The organism is Sporosarcina sp. Marseille-Q4063 (assembly GCF_018309085.1).
Lineage (GTDB): Bacteria > Bacillota > Bacilli > Bacillales_A > Planococcaceae > Sporosarcina.
Genome location: NZ_CP070502.1, coordinates 1,171,177 through 1,191,279, shown reverse-complemented (window position 1 = coordinate 1,191,279; position 20,103 = coordinate 1,171,177). Strand labels below are relative to the sequence as shown.

Below are 20,103 nucleotides of genomic sequence, written 5' to 3'. Positions count from 1 at the left end.
TCTTTTTTTTGTGCGTAATCGCCCATGAAGTTTTTCCTGCTCAAAATCTTTCAAAAAAATAACAATCGTTTTCTATGGCTTTTGTAGTATACTAGTAGATGTATAGTGAATGGAAAGTCATAGCCTACTAGAGAAGGAATGAGAACGATAAAAATAAAATGGAAAATGATTTTGCTGCTAGTCCCGGTCGTTTTTCTTGTGATTCAAATCGCAGGTAGTTTCTTTTTTTATGAGTTAGCAATCAAAAGGGGAGAGAAAGAATACTTGCAGAAGAATGCGGATTTGGAAGTGTCTGCGGAATCAATGGCGTTATATACGAAAGGCCAATGGAAAGATTGGGTGGCTAGTCAAAAATTTGAACCTATGAATATAGTTTCTCGCGACGGCATGCAACTTTCGGGGTATTATTTAGGTGCTTCTATGCCGACGAATAAGCTCGTTATTTTGACTCACGGTTATTTAGGAAACGCGAAACAGATGGGACTCTTCGGTCAGTATTATCACGAGGAATTAGGCTTTAATATATTTATGGCGGATGCGCGAGGTCATGGAAAGAGTGAAGGCGATTATTACGGTTTCGGTTGGCCGGATCGTTTGGATTTGATTGATTGGACAGAAACGCTGGTGACTAAACTAGGCGCTGACACCGAAGTCGTTTACCACGGATTATCGATGGGTGCCGCAACCGTTCTAATGGCAAGCGGGGAAGAAGAATTGCCTCGTCAAGTCAAGGCAATCGTTGCGGACAGTCCGTATAAGTCGGTCTACCAATTATTCGCTTATCAAATGGATCGCATGTTTCACCTACCCGCATTTCCTTTGTTGGATAGCACAAGTTTATTAACAAAAATTCGGGCGGGCTACTTGTTCAAGGAAGCGAGCGCATTAAGGGAAGTCGGAAAAACGAATGTCCCGATTCTGTATGTCCACGGGAACGCGGATACATTCGTTCCAGTCGCGATGGCCAAGGAATTGTATCAGCACACAAATAGTGAAGCAGAACTATATTTGGTCGATGGGGCGAATCACGGAGAATCTTTTGCCATGCAGAAAGCTGAGTATAAAAATAAGGTCCAACATTTCCTAGGCAACTATCTCAATTTAGTTGCTGAAAAGTAAGGAATGGCTGTGTGCGATTGAATTTCAAATTCAATCGTGCACGGCTTTTTTTATTCCTTCAAAAAATTCCTGTCAAATTCACATTTAACACAAAACTCCAAAAACATGTATGATAGGTACATAGGAATATTCATCATCAAAGGAGGAGTTCATTTGCTTAAAGAGTTAGGGATTACACCAATAAGAGTGGAGCTGCCGTTTCGTTTGAATCATGTCAATTGTTTTATGGCGGAAGGCGAAAACGGATGGACGGTTATTGATTCGGGATTGAATAATTCATATACGACTCAATTATGGGACGAAAAACTGCATGGAAAGAACGTCACAGATCTCTATCTGACGCATTATCATCCGGATCATTTCGGGCATTCGGGGACTCTTCAACAGAAAACCGGCGCGCGCGTATCTATGTCGAAAATTGATGCGAATGCGGGGTTTACTGCGTGGACGGATGAATTTCTCGGAAGCATACATAGTAATTATAACGCCTCGGGTATACCCGAAGACATCGGGGCGCAAATGGTGCAAAATACTGTCGAATTTATACCGCTGGTTACGCCGCATCCGACAATTGACCATTATTTTATCGAAGGCGAGAAAGTTCCCGTTGGCCGTTTGGAATATGAGGTAATCTTTGCGCCGGGTCATTCGGACGGCATGGTTTGTTTTTATAATGCTGAAAAAAATGTGCTTCTTTCGGCCGATCATATTTTGCCGAGAATTACGCCGAATATTTCGTACTGGTTCCATGGAAATGATAACCCGTTGGAATCCTACCTGACTTCATTGGAAAAAATAAAAAAACTTGATATCGATTTTGTCATCCCTTCCCACGGAAAACCATTCCACGGAGCGAATAATCGAATCGATGAAATTATAAAACACCATGATACAAGGCTGGCAGAAACGATGAAGGGAATCGGCCAAGGAGCTACGGTCTACGAAGTTTTCAATCGTCTTTTCCAATTCGAATTAACCGTGCACGAAGTTCGTTTTGCAGTGGGCGAAACATTGGCGCATCTTGAATATTTACGTCATAAAGGGGATTGTCAAAGGGAATTGCAAAATGGGGTTTGGCACTACACGACAAAGTAAATTTAAAAGTTTAGGGGGAATATAATTGAAGAAACCAGTTATCGGCATTACCACGGATGTTGACAGTGATAGAAAGCATCAATTGAACACCAATTATGTAACAGCCGTCAAACGTGCCGGGGGATTACCGCTTATTTTACCGATTGGTGTAGAAGAAGATGCTAAGCAAGTAGCCCATTTGATCGATGGAATAATACTCACAGGCGGCGGGGACATCGATCCGACTTTATTCGATGAAGAACCTCATGCGTTGCTAGGTGAGGTTTCGCCAACTCGCGACTCGCTTGAAATCGCACTTGCGAAAGAAATGCTTCAGGCAAATAAACCGATTCTAGGTATTTGCAGGGGTCTTCAAATTTTAAACGTTGCACTGGGCGGGGCGATTATTCAAGACATTCATTCCCAAAGCGCAAACACGATCTTACAACATTCGCAAAAAGCGACGAGAAGTCATCAATCTCATTTCGTTCAAGTCAAAAAAGAGTCCATTCTCGAATCAATAGCAGAAACGACTAAAATTAAAGTGAACTCATTCCATCATCAAGCAGTAAAAGACGTTCCGAAACCACTCAAAATCAGCGGAACCGCAAGCGATGGCATCATAGAAGCCGTAGAAAGCACAGATCATGACTTTGTACTTGGCGTGCAGTGGCATCCGGAAGCATTAGCGGAATACGGTGAAGTCGTGTCGCTTCGGCTTTTTGATAAATTCGTAGAAAAATGCAAAGAAAGTAGGTCCTGAAAATTGGATATCATCGATTTACATTGCGACGTTCTTTTAAGACTTTATGAGTCAAACGGAACATTGAAATTCAAGAATTCGCCAGAACTCGATACGAATTATGAAAAAATGAAAAAAGGCGGCGTGTGCGTTCAAGCATTTGCGATTTTCATCGAACCGGACATGAAATCCGACGAGAAATTTCAAGCTGCATTGGATCAAATTCATTGTTTTTACACAGATGTCCTCGCTAACAATCCGAATATGAAGCATATTAAAGAATGGGGCGACTTTGACCAGCTGAAAGACGGAGAAATCGGTGCTTTTTTAACCCTAGAAGGGGTAGATGCCATTGGCAACGACCTTCAGAAATTAAGCATTCTTTATGAACTGGGCGTTCGCTCAATCGGTCTCACTTGGAATAACGCGAATTTGGCTGCAGACGGGGCGGGAGAATCACGCGGCGCTGGACTCACTACGTTCGGAAGGGAAATCGTCCAATTCAATAACCGTCATAAAATCCTGACAGATGTCTCTCATTTATGCGAAAAAGCGTTTTGGGATGTCATGGACGAAGCGACTTATCCGATTGCAAGCCACTCGAATGCCAGAGCTTTATGCGATCATGTGCGAAATCTATCGGACGAACAAGCGAAAGCCATGTTTGATAAAAATGGACTCATACACGTCGTTTATTGCCCGCCGTTTGTGAAAGAAGAAGGGGACGTGACGATTTCTGATCTCATTAAACATATCGATCATTTTTGTTCGCTAGGCGGGGTAAAACAAATTGGTTTAGGCTCAGATTTCGACGGCATTGCATCGAAAATCATCAATTTAGAAGATGCCTCCATGCATCCGAATTTACTAAACGAGCTTCAAAAACATTATAGCGAAGACGAAGTAAAAGGATTTGCCTATCAAAATTTCTTGGATCATCGTCCGAAATGAAAAAAACTGCGGGAACAATCAGTGAAATGATTGCTCCCGTAGTTTTTAGTTAATCAAAGCCATTTTCCCCTCTTGAATAAACCCACTTCTACCAGGAAACAATAATCCTACAACTATCCAGATGAGGAGGCATTCCAATCGAAGCGATTAAAACGAAATTAGATGGAATTGAGGATGCCATATTTAAAGATATATATGTTGATAAAGAACGAATCACACTCATATATTTCAGTTCATTAATCGATAATCTCACGATGCACAAAACAGTGATTGCGCCTTTACTGCAATCAAAAGCAAATGTATTGCAAACAGCGGAGGTTGTTGAATCAAGCGATCTTTCAAACATTATTTCCTCAATTACAGAAGGGAATACAATCTTATACTTTCATGTTGAAGACCTTTACTTAAGTATAAGTACATTTAGCGCGCCGACCGCTGCAATAGGTGAAACTGATACCGAGTCTAGCGTCATCGGCCCACAAAATGCATTTACTGAATCACTGGAAACCAGCTTATCTCAACTAAAAAGAAGAATTCAAAATCCGAATTTGAAAATCAAAAATTTCGTTGTTGGCACTGAAACCAATACGAAAGTTTCTGTTCTGTATATAGATGACATTGTCAATAAAGAAAATTTGGACATCGTCATTAAAAAAATTGAGCAAGATGATCATCCCGGATTCAACGATATCTCCATTTTGCAACAGTTAATGGATGATCATCCGTTTTCGCCCTTTCCGCAGTACCATGAAACGGTAAGACCGGATATCGCTGTGTCAGCTCTATTGGACGGCCGTATTGTCATCGCCATGGATAATAGTAAAGGAATCATAATTTGTCCAATCTCATTTTTCGAATTATTTATTTCACCCGAGGATTACTATAATCGTTGGACGACGGCATCTCTGCTTCGCGCTCTTCGTTTTTTCGGATTTTTCTTGACGATCATATTAACGCCGACTTATATTTCAGTTTTGACTTATCATCCTGAAATGCTGCCATTCGATGTCCTGCTGAATCTCCAAGAATCGCGAGGGAAGGTTCCTTTTTCGCCTTTCATGGAAGTGCTATTCATGGAACTGGTTATTGAGATATTAAGAGAAGCCGGTTCGCGGATGCCGACAAAAATTGGTCAAACGATTGGTATTGTTGGCGGTATCGTTATTGGAACTGCAGCGGTTGAAGCTAGTCTTGTTAGTAATACATTAATCGTTATTGTTGCCGTTTCCGCACTGTTATCGTTTTTACCCCCAAACTTTATCATGAGTAACTCAAGTCGCTTCGTCCGGTACTTTTTTATATTCTCAGCGGGGATGTTCGGGCTTTATGGCCAAATGCTTGCATTCGCATGGCTTTTTCACCATTTACTGAGCTTGACATCACTTAACACGCCATATATGACACCTTTAATACCAAGAAAGTGGACGGACTTTTTCGACTCCGTCGTCCGAATGCCGACTATATTTTTAAAACATAAACCTGGTATTGCAAGAGCGCAAACTAAAAAAAAACCTCCTGTAGACAAGGAGGAATGAACAATGGATGACAATAAATTAAAAGTGTTGAATCGCTATCATGTCGTGTTTCTCGTTCAAAATGTGATTATAGGAACCGCTGTTTTATCGTTGCCACATCGATTAAGCTCCATGGGCTACAGCCTGTGGTGGATGCCTTTGTTATTTGGGGTCGTCGCAAACTTGTTACTGATCCCGATAATCTGGCTCGGACAAAAATATCGAAACGATACTTTATTCGCCATTCATGAAAAGCTATTCGGAAAATGGGTAGGAAAAACAATCAATGCTATTCTTCTAGTATATTTCATCATCGTGTTAGCAGCTGTATTTTCAAGCTATATACAGCTAATTCAAGTCGTCGCGCTCGTAGATCGAAAAATTACGGCTCCGCTGATATTTTTATTACTTATGACTATTTATATTGTTAGCGGTGGTATTAAGTCAATCGCAAGGTTTTGTATGATGAGTTTTTTCATTACATTAGGGCTGCTTTACTTTTTGAAGTGGAGTATTGTCGATGGGGACATTCGTCATATGCTGCCGTTTTTCAATTTCACGTTCAATGAATTTTTCACTGCTTCGAAAAAAGGGTTAATGGCAATCGGCGGTTTTGAATTAATCTCATTTTATTTTCCATATATCATTAACCAGAAAAAAGCCTTTAAACATGCGTCCCTCGGATTATGGTTAAGCATAGCATTCGCTTTGGCTTTCACATTTGTAAGTGTGATGTTTTTCTCGGAATGGCAAATTGAAAATGTATTGTACCCAGTATTAAACTTATTCAAGGAAGTTGAGCTATCCTATCTTGAAAGAATCGACGTGCTAGGAATCACGATGTGGGTTTTCCTTATTTTATCGACAACTGCCGCTTATTTCTGGGTGGCAAAGAAGGGATTCGATTCCGTTCTTTCAAGGACCAAAAAGAGGCATCTATATTTTGTTGCGGGATTTATTTTCATACTTGTGAAAATCCCATATATGGAGGCATTTCAAAAGCTATTGTTTGAACGTATTTTTTACATGATGTACGCATTATTTCTATGGCCCATACTGTTGTGTTTGATCCATATGATTAAACCAAAAAAGAACGAGGGATTGGAATGAAAAAATATAAATTACTATTTTTCATTATTGGTATTGCTTTGACAGCTGGATGTACGGAAACAGGGCAACGTACGTCTGTGGAAGAATTATCACTTGTAAGCAGCATCGGATTTGACATAGTGGATGCTAAAGAAATGAGGATGACAGTAGGGATTCCACAACCCGCGGGAGAATCACCTATACTCACCGAAGCTTATTCGATCAACACGGAAATGGTACAAGAAGGTCTCGTCGAGCTATCTTCAACAGCAGATAAAATGATTGTTTTAAATCAACTGCGTACGCTTCTATTCAGCGAGGAGTTCGCAAAAAGCGGAAAAATGACAGAAATAGTTGAGCATTTTTATCGGGATTCTGCAGTAGGAAACAAAGTCAGCGTCGTTATTGTCAAAGATAAGGTTGAGGATGTTCTGAAAGCAGATTACCCGGAAAACCAACATATGGATGCTTATTTGAATGAATTATTCGAGCCAAAACTTCATACTTCATTTAGCCCGTTTACAACGATACATGATTATATCAACACCCAAACGAGTCCAGTTTATCATACGATGGTTCCTTATTTGGAAAAGAAGGGCGAGTCACTTGAAGTTACAAAGATTGCTTTATTTAGTAGTGAAGAAATGGTTGATACCATCTCGACTGAGGAATCGTTATTAATACAAGCGTTGGTAGGGCTTAAGAAGCTATCGCCACTCGCGATTAAATTCAAAGATAATGAGACGGATGATCAACTTTTCTTAGAACAAATAGAAAACGATGCAAAAATAAAAGGGAATAGGAATATTGAATCCCCGAAAGTAAATATTCACCTTAAAATAAGAGCAGTGCTAGTTGAATATAAAGGAGAACGGGATTTAAGTAAGGTAGGCGAGTACAAGAAGTTGGAAAAAGAAATCGACAAACATCTGGAAAAACAAATTGAAGATCTTCTTAAAAAGCTTCAAAAGATGGAATTGGACCCGGTTGGCATCAGTGAACATTTCAGAATGTATCATAAAGGAAAATGGACAATAGAGTTGACGAAAAAGGTAATCGGGTCGTTGGATTACACAGTCAATGTGGATATGAAAGTTGTGAATACTGGGACATTGCGGTGAAAAAAGAGGCAGAAAAGGCCTCCTTTATTCAACCAGTTTTTCCAAATGCCCATAACCTTCATATTCCATATCTTCCAATGGAATAAACAAAATGGACGCACTATTAATGCAATACCTCTTTCCACCACGATCTGCCGGCCCATCGTCAAATACATGCCCTAGGTGAATATCGCCGACGCGGCTTCGGACTTCGGTTCTGACCATATTAAAGCTCGTATCGACCGTATACGTCACGACATTTGGGTCGATGGGCTTCGTGAAACTTGGCCAGCCGCAGTAGGAATCATATTTATCAGCGCTTGAAAATAACGGTTCGCCAGTGACGATATCTACATAAATTCCAGGTTCATACAAGTCCCAATACTCGTTTGAATAAGCAATTTCCGTATCATCGAGAACCGCGACTTTGTATTGCTCATCTGTTAATTTCTTTTTAATTTCCTTATCACTAGGCCGCGAATAAAGAGCAGGGTCCACTAACGAATTGATATCGTCTAAAATACTCATGTCGATATGGCAATAGGCGTTCGGATTTTTCACTAAAAAGTCTTGATGCTCTTCTTCCGCTAAGAAATAATTCGTTAAAGGCAACACTTCTGTCACGATTGCTTTATCGTATTTTTTTCGCTCTGCAGTCATTAATTCATCAATGACATAGGCATCTTTTTCATTCACATAATAAATGCCGGTGCGGTATTGGATGCCGACATCATTGCCTTGTTGATTTAACGTAGTTGGATCGATGGCTTTGAAATAATATTCAATAAGCGTGGACAGTTTCACTTCTTCGGGATCATACTGAACTTCAACCGCTTCAACAAATCCCATTTCACCGCTGATGACTTCCTCATATGTCGGGTTTTCGCCCGAGCCATTGGCATAGCCGGATGTTACATCATGAACGCCGGGCATTTTAGAAAAAAATTCTTCAACTCCCCAAAAGCAACCGCCAGCGAAATAAATAACGTCAAGTTCGCGCTCAGTTTTGGCCGTGCTAAGTGTTTTTGTTTTCGTATCGACTTCATCCAACGCGTTAGTCTGACCTGCACAGGCTGAAATGACAAGTAGTAAGCATAAAAATAAGAAACCGCAAAGTATTCGTTTCATTACTATCCTCCTATCTTAGTCTTTTCATGATTTTTGAGATCTCTTTGTTGGAAGTATGTCCGATAATTGTTTCCTCGAGTTCTCCATACGAGCTGATGAAATAAGAAGTCGGATAAGCAATCACGCCAAATTCTTTTGCCCAAACGCCGTCTTCATCGAGCAGGACCGTGATGTTTTCGTATGGCAACGTTGCATACCATTCTTTGAATTCTTCAGAAGACATTTCACCTTTATAGCCAGGATTCACAATGCTGATTACTCGAAAGGCGGTTTCATTTGCCGCCAATGAATCTAGCTCCTCTAGACCAGCCAAACAAATCGAACACCAGGAAGCCCAGTACTTTACGTAAACTTTTTGCCCAGAATCCTTCAGCGCAACTGTATCCCCATCCAAATCCTCAAGCACGAACTCCGGGGCTAAATCGTCAATATTGATATGAATCACATCACCGTAGGGTGTGCCGCAACCAGAAAGAAGGGCGATAAAAATTAAGGAAACTAACCATCGCATACAATTCCTCCTTCAAGTGACTAATAGTTCCGATAATTCAATACTATCATATTTGCCGCCATACCATAAGGATATGTGCAAATAAAAAAGAAGACCATAGGCCTCCTTTAAATCAACCGCGCTTGAAACGACTCAACTTTTTCGATTTCAATCGTTCCAATCTGTTTTGTGTATCGCGCTTCATGTCTTGCGTCTTCTTTTCATCCAATTGAAGTGAGGTAACTGCATCTCCTTGAATCTCAACAAGTAACCAAGATCCTTCATTGCTTCCGGTAGGGAGTGAAGAGGTTTGGACATGGAATTCTTTTTGCAAGCTTTCAACAAGGATGAGCGCCTGATGATTATCGGTGAATCGGTCAAGATATGCTGAATACATAAATTAGCCTCCAATGCATGCAATGTTTTGTTCTTTAATATCATTAATTCGCGCAGGTCCGATGCCGTTAATGCGTTTCAAATCATCGATTGATTCATACGGTCTGCCTTTGATTAATAAAGCCGCGCGTTCAGCTCCGATATGTACAATGTTCTGAATGTCTGCATCATCCGCTTCGTTAATATTGATGCAAGAACTGTCAGATACGGCGTCGGATTTCTCTATTGCATCTGATGAATCTCTTGGAATCGTGCCGTCTTTATCTGTTTGAACTGTATAATTCACGCCGTCTGTTTCAACACGAATCGTTCCGTGCTTATTCGTGCCGTACAACAAAACCTTATGTGCATTAAGTCGATTCACGACTTCTTCGTGAGGGTGTTCGTACTGATTTTCATTCCCAGCGGAATAGATTGCAATTTCCGGATTCACGGCACTTAAAAATCCTTCTGTCGTCGATGTATTCGATCCGTGGTGTCCAACATGCAAGATATCAGCTTTTAAATTTGTGCTGCTCGCTAACATGTCACGCTCGGCTTGTTCCTCGCCGTCGCCCGTAAATAAGAAAGCGACATTCCCGTATTTCATTCGCATGGAAAGCGAATTATTATTCGTCGATCCGGACAAAGAACTTGGGTGCAATATCGTGATTTCCAGCGGTCCTACATCGAAAATCTCCCCGACTTCCGGTTCGTAATAATCTACCCCATTATCCTCAATTGAATCCAAAGCTCGTAAAAACACATCCGACTCCGCTGATTGGCCATTCATCCACACTTCGTGAACATCGAATGCATTGATTATTTTATCCAACTGGCCGATATGATCGGCATGGGGATGGGTGATTGCGATGATATCAATGGATGTGATTTTTTCATCGTGAAGATAGTATACGACGTCGGTTGCGTTCCAGTTACCCGTATCAATCAGCATCGTATATGAATCCGTTTCGTCACTGAACTCAAGCAGTGTCGCATCGGCTTGGCCCACATCGATAAAGTGGGCAATCATTTTTGATAGAGTTGTATCGTCTGTTGTATTGTCTTCAGTTTCAACTGCAGGCAGCGGAGTAGCCTCGCTATTCGTGCAACCTGCTAATATAAACGCCGCAATCACTATATAAAATGAGGCGATTAATTTTTTCTTCATGTAAAATCCTCCGGTCTTTCAAACTAATCCCTTATATGGTCATTATATCAGAAAGGTTAAGAGGTAATTGTCATTACTTGATTTGGCAATTTTCAGAAGTTACCATTAAACTTAAGATATTACTAGAAATGGGAGGCTGAATCATGAAAAATTATCAAATGATTATTAACGGTGAAAACGTTGGAGAAAACCTGCCAGTTGTCGAAGTGAACAACCCGGCAACAGGTGAAATGATTGCTACGGTTCCAAGAGGCAGCGCGGAAGAAGCGGCTTCAGCAGTCGATGCAGCTTATGAAGCATTCACGAAGTGGTCAAAGCTTTCCGCCTATGAGCGCAGCGAATTAATTCGCAATTGGTATGATTTAATTAAAGAAAACACGGAAGATTTAGCGAGAACAATGACTGAAGAACAAGGAAAACCATTAACTGAAGCACGCGGAGAAATCACTTACGCGAATGGATTTATCTCTTGGTATGCAGAAGAAGGAAAACGAATTTACGGCGAATCCATTCCGGCAACCGGGCAAAACAAACGATTATTCGTAAACAAACAACCCGTCGGCGTAACCGCGGTCATCACGCCGTGGAATTTCCCGGCCGCAATGATCACGAGAAAAGTCGGTCCGGCGCTTGCGGCAGGTTGCACGGTTGTCATTAAACCGGCAAATTTAACTCCGATAACGGCTATTAAACTCGTTCAACTAGCAGAACAAGCGGGCATTCCAAAAGGCGTGTTGAATGTCGTAACCGGCGATTCAAAAGTAATCGGCGAAACATGGCTCGCAGATACGCGTGTACGAAAACTGACATTTACGGGATCCACTGAAGTCGGGAAAGAACTCATGAAAGGCGCGGCCGAAACGGTTAAGAAGATTTCACTCGAACTCGGGGGCCATGCACCAGCAATCGTTCTCGAAGACTGTGATTTAGACAAAGCGGCAGAAGGCGTGCTCGCAGCCAAATTCCGCAACGCAGGACAAACTTGCGTTTGTGTAAACCGCGTTTACGTTCACGAATCAATAGCGGATGCCTTTACGAAGAAGCTCGTTGAAAAAGCAAGTGCATTAAAAGTGGGCAACGGTTTGGAAGACGGTACCGACATTGGTCCATTAATAGACGAGGCGGCGATTGAAAAAGTCCAGCAACATGTTGACGATGCGAAAGAAAAAGGCGCGAGAATCGAACTCGGCGGAAACGCAAAAGGCGGCCTCTTCTTCGAACCGACGATCTTAACTGGCGTATCGGATGATATGATCTGCATGACAGACGAAACTTTCGGTCCAGTCACACCGATTACAACATTCAAAACAGAAGACGAAGCAATCAGCCGCGCGAATGATTCTATTTATGGCCTTGCAGCCTATGTATTCACAGAAAACATCACAAAAGGAATCCACATTTCCGAACAACTAGAATACGGAATTGTCGGCTTGAACGACGGCATCCCATCAACGCCGCAAGCTCCATTCGGCGGATTCAAGCAAAGCGGACTTGGAAGAGAAGGCGGGCATCAAGGAATGGACGAGTATTTGGAAGTTAAATATATTTCGGTTGGATTGTGAAATCAGAAGGGGGAAATTTAGTGAACATGATGAAAGCCATTCAATTTGAAGAATACGGCGGACCAGAAGTTTTAAAGTATATGGATGTAGAAATCCCGGAAATAGGTGATCAAGAAGTATTGGTCAGTGTGAAAGCAATCGGCGTGAACTATGCAGATACTGCGCGGCGCGAAGGGAAATATGTTGTTCCGACAGAATTGCCGTTTATTCCAGGCGCTGAAATCGCAGGTGAAATTGTCGCAGTAGGTAAAAATGTAACGCACTTCATACCTGGCATGCGTATTGTTTCGTTAATTGAATCGGGCGCTTATGCAGAATTTGTGAAAGTGCATGAAATGGGATTGGCACTGATTCCCAATGGTGTCGATTATAACGACGCGGTCGCACTTCCGCTGCAGGGGCAGACTGCTTATCATATTCTGAAGACGATGGGACGTCTGGAAAAAGGAGAAACAGTTCTTGTTCATGCCGCAGCGGGCGGTGTAGGCGCAATTTCTGTTCAGCTGGCTAAAATTTTTGGCGCCGGAAAAGTTATTGCGACAGCGAGCAGTGATGAAAAACTAGCGCACGCCGAAAAGTTAGGCGCAGATCATCTCGTCAACTACACAGAAGAAGATTGGGAACAACAAGTTCTTCAGCTGACAGATGGAAAAGGCGTGGATGTTGCCCTTGAAATGGTCGGCGGAGACATCTTCGATAAAACAGTGACATGCCTGGCTCCATTCGGCAGATTAGTCATATTCGGCGCAGCCAGCGGGGAACAAGCCCAATTTTATCCAGCGCAACTGATGCGTAAAAATCAATCAGTGATTGGCTTCTTCTTGCCGCAAATCGTGAATAAACCAGAGTTATATCTAAAAAGTTTCAGTGAGTTGCTTCATTATATCGACAGCGGTGAACTCGAACTGACAATCGGCGGCACGTATAAATTGGAAGACGCAGCCGAAGCGCACCGGGACCTTCAGGGAAGGAAGACTATGGGGAAACTGGTGTTGATTCCATAAGGAAATTAGGGGAGTACATCCTGTACTTCCTTTTTTTCATTCGGATCTAGGAGAAAGGACCTGTTTTGCGGATATAAGTGTGAAATGTGCTGATATAGGGTGAATTGCTGCTGATATGCGGTTCAAATGTGCGGATATAATGTGGATTTCTGCTGATATCCGTACCGAATGCGCGGATATAATAAATTTTGCACTTCGGGAAGAATCTATTTCACGAAAAGTAGGGGGAGATACATGAAGTACCTCCTGTAACTGTTCCTATTTAATATAAAACTTCATTTTATCTACACTTGAAATAACCAGGTTTCCAAACATTTGAATATCACTTACATAATCGAATCCTAGATTTTCAGAAGCATTTAAACTATTGTACATTCTATCAGCTACTGCATTGAATTCCGGAATAACGGTGCAGGAACATCCAGATGCTCCTAGTATTTGGTATGAGCCATCAGGTAAGTCTGAACCTAATTCATTATAATCAACAGACACTTCACTATCTTTGATCCACCATAGAAAACCGAATTTTGGAAGTTGGCTTGGTAAAGTATTCGGACTTTGAACTGAAGTTGCTAGATCAAAAATTTCTTTAGGGAGTATTTCACTATCTTCAAACATTCCACTATATAAATGTAAATTTCCCCATAAAGCTAACTCTCTGGCACTTACATATAAATTTCTTTCATCACCTATATTGGAGCCGATCCTTAATGTCGGGTAACTCTCAGACGAATTTATATCACAGACTAAATGATGATCACCTTCAGTGACCCACCCGGTATTTTTCCAGTTTAATGGCTTGAAAACTCTATTTGATAGAACTTCATTTACTGTCTTGCCCGTAGCTTTGTATAAGATTTTCGCTAGAATGTCCGGTCTTTTTCCTTCAATATTAGTTGCTACATCAAAGACACGGTTAACATTTTTATTTTCAAATTTTAAACCAGTACAACGTGTTAATAAATGTCTGATGGTGGTATCCCCAAGAATTTCTCTATCATATTCATTCAAATGATCGCTTAGTCTATCATCCAAGCCTAAAAATCCTTCATATACAGCTAATGCTATTGCGAGGCCAACATAAGTGACTCTGGTCGAATAGACGTTGAACCTTGAAGAATTATCTATTTTTCTTGCTCCCTTTTCAAAGTGATGAGTACCTGAATACCATTCATGTACTATTTTATTGTCTTTCATAATTATCAACGCAGAAGCTGATGCATGCATCTCTTGTTTTACCTGCTCGGTATATGATGTAATGTCCTGAAAAATTTTATTGTTCATAGTTAAATCCATCCCCATTCCCCCCTTGTTGTCCCGCCAATTAATTGAACGCCTTGGAACTTACGTTCTTAATATATCATACTCTTTTTTTGTGCAATAAAGATAAGTGGGAAATTCCATTTCGCTATATAATTAATTTCGAGGTAACAAGAGGAGAATGAGAAGTTTAATAGAAGAGTTTGCTGAGAGTCGATACGCTGCCACGGAACCGGAATACTTCCGGAAAAATACTGAAACAACCACTGAGGGAGAGGAATAAGTATGGTATTACAACAAGCGTCTGAAGTGAAAAAGCCATTGAACTTTTACGAAGAGGATAAGACGCTCCAAACAATATTAAAAGAGTCACTGTCCCCGGAATTTTATTTGTACGCTCATAAGGAATTAACAAAATTCGGTTCATTAGTCGCCAATGAAATCGATGAACGCGCCAAATATACGGACCGTGATGGCCAACCGCGACTCCAAAAGTTCAATAAATACGGCGACGATGTTTCCGAGATTTGGGTGAATGAAGGGTATAAGAAAACGGTGAAGGAAACCTATCGAACCGGGATTGTCGGATACGTCCATAAAGAAATCCCTGAACTAGGCCATAAAGGGAACTATTTATATAGCTTCGCACAAGGCTATTTGCTGTCACAAGCGGAGCCTGGATTTTATTGTCCCGTGACGTTGACGCAAGCAACTGCCTATTTACTTGAGCACTATGCGAGCGATGACGTGAAAGATATGTTCTCGCCGCATGTTTGCGCCACAGTGGATACGGAACTATTTGAAGGCGCGACGTTTTTAACGGAAAGACAAGGCGGTTCGGATGTCGGGGCCAATATCGTGAAAGCAGTCGCGGATGGTGAACAGTACAGGTTATACGGCGAAAAATATTTCGCCTCAAACGTCGGGATGTGCGGCGTCGCGATGGTCCTTGCGAGAATGGAAGGTGCCGTAGAAGGGTCGCGCGGATTAAGTTTATTCGCCGTCCCGTGGCGACAAGAAGACGGTTCATTAAACGGAATTCAAATCCGCCGATTGAAAGATAAACTTGGGGTACGGGCAGTACCGTCTGGCGAAGTAGAATTCGATGGAGCACTCGCGTATTTGATTGGTGACTCTACAAAAGGATTCTATTATATGATGGAAGCCTTGAACTTATCGCGGATATGCAACGCGGTAGCTTCGTTGGGCATCATGCGTCGCGCATTGAATGAAGCAACGACTTATGCAGACAGGCGCAACGCTTTCGGGAAAAAGTTGACCGAATTCCCGATGGTACAAGAAACGCTCTCAACCATGAAAGCGAAACTCGAAGTAGAAATGGCGACGACATTCGATATGATCAAGCTTTATGATAAAGTGACTTCAGGCAATGCAACCAACGACGAAATTGTATTGAATCGGTTGAAAATAGCACTCCTTAAAAAAGAAACAGCAGAACAAGCCATCCATTTTTCCCACGAAGCCATTGAAATGCACGGTGGAAACGGGTACATCGAAGATTTCGTCACACCAAGGCTGCTTCGAGATGCCCAAGTGCTGACGGTTTGGGAAGGAACCGCAAATATTTTAGGCATGGAACTTGTAAGGCTTGTGAATAAATTCGATGCGCACACATTGTTTATCGAGGAAATGAAGGAACGGATAAACGGTGTGCCGGACAGTAATTGGAAAGAAAACATGTCTAGTGCACTCAAAAAAGTAACTTCTGATTTGGAGTCTTTTGCCTCGTTAGAACCTGAACTACAAACGATTGAAGCTAAGAAACTGATGAGAGATATGACACTTACATATGAAGGTGTCGTCGCTCTTGAATGGGCCAATCAACAGGGCGGGCGTTATGAAAAAATGATGGAGATATTTATTGAAACGAATTGGATAGAACGGGCAATTGGCGATGAGAAGAAAAGCGTAAAATACTTTGAACAGATTATTTGAATAGGTATTTGATACGGTCCTAGAAGAACTCTAGGGCTGTTTTCATTTCAAGGGTAAAGAATAATCAAAATCATTAAACTTGTCATTTTAGAGCGTTTGTTCGATAATGAAAGAAAAGAAACGGTGGTGTTCGTCTTGGCAATGTTCGTGAAAGAACGGCGCGGTGTATATGATTTGCTCGACTTGCGCAATGATTTTGTCTTCAAATCATTCTTCGGGGATAAAAGGAATTCAAACTTATTGTTGCAGTTTCTAAATTCAATTTTGGATGTACAGGTTACATCGATAGAATTAGTAGATCCGCATCTAGAATACACACATGCCGGAGATAAAAGTTCTGTCATGGATGTACGAGTTCGAACGGAACAAGGCGAACAAATAAATATAGAAATGCAGTTGGGAAACCATCAAGCCTTTCCGGAACGAATGTTAATCTATTGGGCTAAAATGTATGGAAGTCAAGACAATAAAAGCAGGCCATACACTCAGCTGAGGAAAGCAATTCAAATTATTATTACTGATTTTAATTTATTAAAAGAGAAAGATTATCATAATCTTTTTCAGATAGCCAACAAAAAGAGCAACTTACTATTATCGGATCACCTGGAGATTCATGTACTGGAGTTGCCGAAACTGCGAATTGAAAATATAATGGATGCAAGCGAACTCGAACGGTGGCTATTATTTATGAAAAGTGATGATAAAACAAAGGAGGCGTTGGCGATGGAAAGTCCAACGATGAGGGAAGCATTTGAGGAAATCGACCGTCTCAGCCAAAATCCAGAAACGCGTCGGCTTGCGGATTTTAGAGAACAAGAGTTGAAAGATATATTGCAACGGGAAGAAGATGCACGGGAAAAGGGCATGGAAATGGGGATTGAAAAAGAGAAAAGAGATACAGTAATTAGTCTTAATAATTTTGGAATGTCACCAAAAGACATTGCGATAAATGTACGAATCCCTTTGGAAAAGGTTATAGAAATAGTTAAGTCACTCAAACAATAAAGAAATCATTAGAAATAATAATTAGAATCATCTTTCCATATTTAATGAGGGTTGACGACTCTACCTTTATAAGGAGGCGTTGGCGATGAAGGAAACGTTTGAAGAGATTGATCGTTTAAGCCAAAATCCGGAAACGCGTCATCTTGCGGATTTTAGGGAACAAGAATTGAAAGATATTTTGCAACGGGAAGCAGATGCCATTGAACAGGAAAAACGAAAGACGGTAATAAGCCTTTATCATTATGGTATGTCAATAGTAGACATTGCAAAAAATGTTAGAATTTCACCAGAAAAGGCCATGAATATTATTAAGTCAATTGAAGAATAAACACATAAATCGTCTTTCCAATAAGGGAAGACGATTTTTCAAAAACGGTGATAAAACAAAGGAGGCGTTGGCGATGGAAAGTCCTACGATGAGGGAAGCATTCGAAGAAATCGACCGTCTCAGCCGAAATCCGGAAACGCGTCGTCTAGCGGATTTTAGGGAACAAGAGTTGAAAGATATTTTGCAACGGGAAGAAGATGCAAGGAAAAAGGGAATCGAACAGGAAAAAAGAGAGATGGTAAACAGTATGTACACAGATGGAATGTCCATGGAATACATTGCGAAATACGCTAGAATTACATCTGAAAAGGTCATGGATATTATTAAGTCAATTGAAAAATAAACATATTATAATTAAAAGAAATACCTATAAATCGTCTTTCCATTAATGAGGGAAGACGATTTTTTAAAAAGCGATGAAAAAACAAAGGAGGCGTTGGTGATGGAAAGTCCAACGACGAAGGAAGCATTCGAAGAAATCGAACGTTTAAGCCAAAATCCAGAAACGCGTCGACTTGCAGACTTCAGGAAACAAGAGTTAATAGATATTTTGCAACGATTTGAGGATGGAGTCGCTCAAGGTAGGAAGAAATTGAAACGGGACGTGGTTTTTCGTATGAATGCCGCTGGAATCGCTCCTGAAAAAGTTGCGGAATACGTAGGGCTTCCAACTGACTATGTCTCTGAAATTATAAAATCAATCGAAAAGTAATTACGTAATTTATCGAAATAAAACTCAGCCCATAAATGGCTGAGTTTTTTTGATGACTTATCAAAGACCTTTGGTGATAAATATCACAAAGCAAATCCCCTTAGTACATTATACTAAATATATATACTTCGTCTCTAAACGGTTAAGACCCTATAGCATCTTCGCATCAAAAAATGACATGAGGTGAAAAATATGTTGAATATGCAATTTGATATAAAAAGAATAAACCTGTTAAAAGAAATTTTACTTCATTTACGTCACGAAGGTTCTTTGGAATCAATTAAATCAGATGTCAATCAATTAAAAAGTATCAGTGTTGTTAACCTATTGTTAATGCAACTAGAATTAATTAACGGCGACCATGGGATTACGATTGAAGATGTTAAAAGGTTTTCTAGTATCGAGTCCGATTTATCCGGAAACTCCACCATCTATCATCCAAGTCATCCAGTCCAAATTTTTAAAGAAGAAAATGCTGCATTTCAAGTTGTTATGAATCAAATCAATCAAATTATGGAATCGCTGGAAGAGGATCAAAACCAAACGCATCAAAATGATAAATTAAAGCAATTTATATTTCAATTAGAAGAATTTCATAACCATTACAATCGTAAAGAAAAGATCTTTTTCCCGATTATGGAACGTTACGGCCACTATGCGCCCACAAGGACGGTGTGGCGGGCAGATATTCGAATACGTGCCCGATATCAGGCTTTAAAAAGACAAATTGACCCGCGATATGATTCGGACATTACACGTATTCGAAAAAGGTATGACACATTTGAAAATGAATTTAAAGAAATGATCTATCAAGAAGAAGCAATTATTTTGCCAATCCTTCAATCCATATTCAGCGAAGATGATTGGTTAGCGATCGCAAATGAAAGTGAAGCATTTGGCTATGCGATTATCGAAGCTCCAGGGGAACCATGGCTACCTAAACGTAAAAATGTGGACGAAAATAAAGAAATAGCTGACTCACCAACAACCCAAAACATAGTTCTTGGCGGCGGGGGTTACTTAACGACAGAAGAAGCAGAACTCATTTTGAATAATTTACCGCTTGAAATAACATTTGTTGATAAAAACGATATGTTCAAATACTTTAACGAAATAACCGAAGCATCGGAAATGATGCTAGTGCGGACCCCCATTTCGATAGGGCGCAATGTAGCAAATTGTCACCCACCTAAAAGTTTGATGAAGGTTATGACATTAATGCGCGATCTTAAAACAGGAAAACGAACTTCTGAAAGCATGTGGTTTAAAAGGAAAAATCAATACATTCATCTTACTTATAAAGCTATATTCAATGACAAAGGGGAATTTTTAGGTGTTCTGGAATATGTCCAAGATATTCAACCTTTCTTTGAATTGCCTAGTGAAGTAAAAATGGGGCTCACTTGAAAAGATACCTGTGCATAAAACTATCGTGTTTGTTTAAACATTCACGTTTGTTCGAACAAACGTAAATACTGGTGCCTCAAGAAGACTGAGGATATTCCGCAATCGCGCTAGATTGC

The 20,103-nt window shown here is 40.7% G+C and carries 20 protein-coding genes; 15 read left to right on the top strand and 5 right to left on the bottom strand.

Annotation, left to right across the window (positions count from 1 at the left end; translation table 11 throughout):
* The first annotated feature begins 138 nt into the window (after window positions 1–138).
* The 7 genes from JSQ81_RS06070 (at window position 139) to JSQ81_RS06040 (ending at window position 7,610) form a co-directional block, all read left to right on the top strand.
* On the top strand, window positions 139–1,119 hold the full coding sequence (locus tag JSQ81_RS06070; RefSeq protein WP_212606811.1) for an alpha/beta hydrolase: 981 nt from the start codon (window positions 139–141) through the stop codon (window positions 1,117–1,119).
* Between the two features lie 153 nt (window positions 1,120–1,272).
* Window positions 1,273–2,214: an MBL fold metallo-hydrolase gene (locus JSQ81_RS06065; RefSeq protein WP_249336654.1), complete on the top strand. Its 942-nt coding sequence runs from the start codon at window positions 1,273–1,275 to the stop codon at window positions 2,212–2,214.
* 25 nt (window positions 2,215–2,239) lie between these two features.
* The gene (locus tag JSQ81_RS06060; protein ID WP_212606809.1) at window positions 2,240–2,956 is read left to right on the top strand and encodes a gamma-glutamyl-gamma-aminobutyrate hydrolase family protein; all 717 of its coding nucleotides are present in this window, start codon (window positions 2,240–2,242) and stop codon (window positions 2,954–2,956) included.
* 3 nt (window positions 2,957–2,959) lie between these two features.
* Window positions 2,960–3,886, top strand: coding sequence for a dipeptidase (locus JSQ81_RS06055; RefSeq protein WP_212606808.1), 927 nt, complete (start codon window positions 2,960–2,962; stop codon window positions 3,884–3,886).
* Between the two features lie 131 nt (window positions 3,887–4,017).
* Window positions 4,018–5,421, top strand: coding sequence for a spore germination protein (locus tag JSQ81_RS06050; RefSeq protein ID WP_212607568.1), 1,404 nt, complete (start codon window positions 4,018–4,020; stop codon window positions 5,419–5,421).
* Between the two features lie 3 nt (window positions 5,422–5,424).
* Complete coding sequence (locus JSQ81_RS06045) at window positions 5,425–6,510, top strand: GerAB/ArcD/ProY family transporter (RefSeq protein WP_212606807.1); 1,086 nt, start codon at window positions 5,425–5,427, stop codon at window positions 6,508–6,510.
* Complete coding sequence (locus JSQ81_RS06040; protein ID WP_212606806.1) at window positions 6,507–7,610, top strand: Ger(x)C family spore germination protein; 1,104 nt, start codon at window positions 6,507–6,509, stop codon at window positions 7,608–7,610. The genes JSQ81_RS06045 and JSQ81_RS06040 overlap by 4 nt, the downstream gene beginning before the upstream one ends.
* 24 nt (window positions 7,611–7,634) lie before the next feature.
* On the opposite strand, the gene msrB is transcribed toward JSQ81_RS06040, so the two are convergent.
* The 4 genes from msrB to JSQ81_RS06020 form a co-directional block, all read right to left on the bottom strand.
* Entirely contained in the window at window positions 7,635–8,717 is a 1,083-nt protein-coding gene (gene msrB / locus JSQ81_RS06035; RefSeq protein WP_212606805.1) for a peptide-methionine (R)-S-oxide reductase MsrB, read from the bottom strand.
* Between the two features lie 10 nt (window positions 8,718–8,727).
* Window positions 8,728–9,228, bottom strand: a complete 501-nt coding sequence (locus JSQ81_RS06030) for a redoxin family protein (protein ID WP_212606804.1) — start codon at window positions 9,226–9,228, stop codon at window positions 8,728–8,730.
* Between the two features lie 112 nt (window positions 9,229–9,340).
* Window positions 9,341–9,604, bottom strand: coding sequence for a DUF3006 domain-containing protein (locus JSQ81_RS06025; protein WP_212606803.1), 264 nt, complete (start codon window positions 9,602–9,604; stop codon window positions 9,341–9,343).
* A 3-nt stretch (window positions 9,605–9,607) separates the two neighbouring features.
* Window positions 9,608–10,753, bottom strand: a complete 1,146-nt coding sequence (locus tag JSQ81_RS06020; protein ID WP_249336653.1) for an MBL fold metallo-hydrolase — start codon at window positions 10,751–10,753, stop codon at window positions 9,608–9,610.
* 143 nt (window positions 10,754–10,896) lie between these two features.
* Between JSQ81_RS06020 and JSQ81_RS06015 the strand changes: the two genes are divergently transcribed.
* Both JSQ81_RS06015 and JSQ81_RS06010 read left to right on the top strand, forming a co-directional pair.
* A complete protein-coding gene (locus JSQ81_RS06015; protein ID WP_212606802.1) occupies window positions 10,897–12,315 on the top strand; it encodes an NAD-dependent succinate-semialdehyde dehydrogenase in 1,419 nt (472 codons plus the stop codon).
* A gap of 29 nt (window positions 12,316–12,344) precedes the next feature.
* On the top strand, window positions 12,345–13,319 hold the full coding sequence (locus JSQ81_RS06010; RefSeq protein ID WP_212607566.1) for a quinone oxidoreductase family protein: 975 nt from the start codon (window positions 12,345–12,347) through the stop codon (window positions 13,317–13,319).
* A gap of 258 nt (window positions 13,320–13,577) precedes the next feature.
* Here the strand turns inward: JSQ81_RS06010 and JSQ81_RS06005 are convergent, their stop codons facing one another.
* Window positions 13,578–14,615: a serine hydrolase domain-containing protein gene (locus JSQ81_RS06005; RefSeq protein WP_212606801.1), complete on the bottom strand. Its 1,038-nt coding sequence runs from the start codon at window positions 14,613–14,615 to the stop codon at window positions 13,578–13,580.
* Window positions 14,616–14,864: 249 nt separating this feature from the next.
* Here JSQ81_RS06005 and JSQ81_RS06000 point away from each other — a divergent pair, with 249 nt between their 5' ends.
* The 6 genes from JSQ81_RS06000 to JSQ81_RS05975 all read left to right on the top strand — a co-directional run bounded on the left by JSQ81_RS06000 (window position 14,865) and on the right by JSQ81_RS05975 (window position 19,987).
* On the top strand, window positions 14,865–16,535 hold the full coding sequence (locus tag JSQ81_RS06000) for an acyl-CoA dehydrogenase family protein (RefSeq protein ID WP_212606800.1): 1,671 nt from the start codon (window positions 14,865–14,867) through the stop codon (window positions 16,533–16,535).
* A gap of 141 nt (window positions 16,536–16,676) precedes the next feature.
* A complete protein-coding gene (locus JSQ81_RS05995) occupies window positions 16,677–17,540 on the top strand; it encodes an Rpn family recombination-promoting nuclease/putative transposase (protein ID WP_249336710.1) in 864 nt (287 codons plus the stop codon).
* 85 nt (window positions 17,541–17,625) lie between these two features.
* Window positions 17,626–17,868 carry a hypothetical protein gene (locus JSQ81_RS05990; RefSeq protein ID WP_212606798.1) on the top strand — a complete coding sequence of 81 codons (243 nt, stop codon included), beginning with the start codon at window positions 17,626–17,628 and terminating at the stop codon, window positions 17,866–17,868.
* Window positions 17,869–17,941: 73 nt separating this feature from the next.
* The gene (locus tag JSQ81_RS05985) at window positions 17,942–18,211 is read left to right on the top strand and encodes a hypothetical protein (protein WP_212606797.1); all 270 of its coding nucleotides are present in this window, start codon (window positions 17,942–17,944) and stop codon (window positions 18,209–18,211) included.
* A gap of 99 nt (window positions 18,212–18,310) precedes the next feature.
* The gene (locus tag JSQ81_RS05980) at window positions 18,311–18,580 is read left to right on the top strand and encodes a hypothetical protein (protein WP_212606796.1); all 270 of its coding nucleotides are present in this window, start codon (window positions 18,311–18,313) and stop codon (window positions 18,578–18,580) included.
* A 192-nt stretch (window positions 18,581–18,772) separates the two neighbouring features.
* Entirely contained in the window at window positions 18,773–19,987 is a 1,215-nt protein-coding gene (locus tag JSQ81_RS05975) for a PAS domain-containing protein (RefSeq protein WP_212606795.1), read from the top strand.
* The last annotated feature ends 116 nt before the right edge of the window (window positions 19,988–20,103 follow it).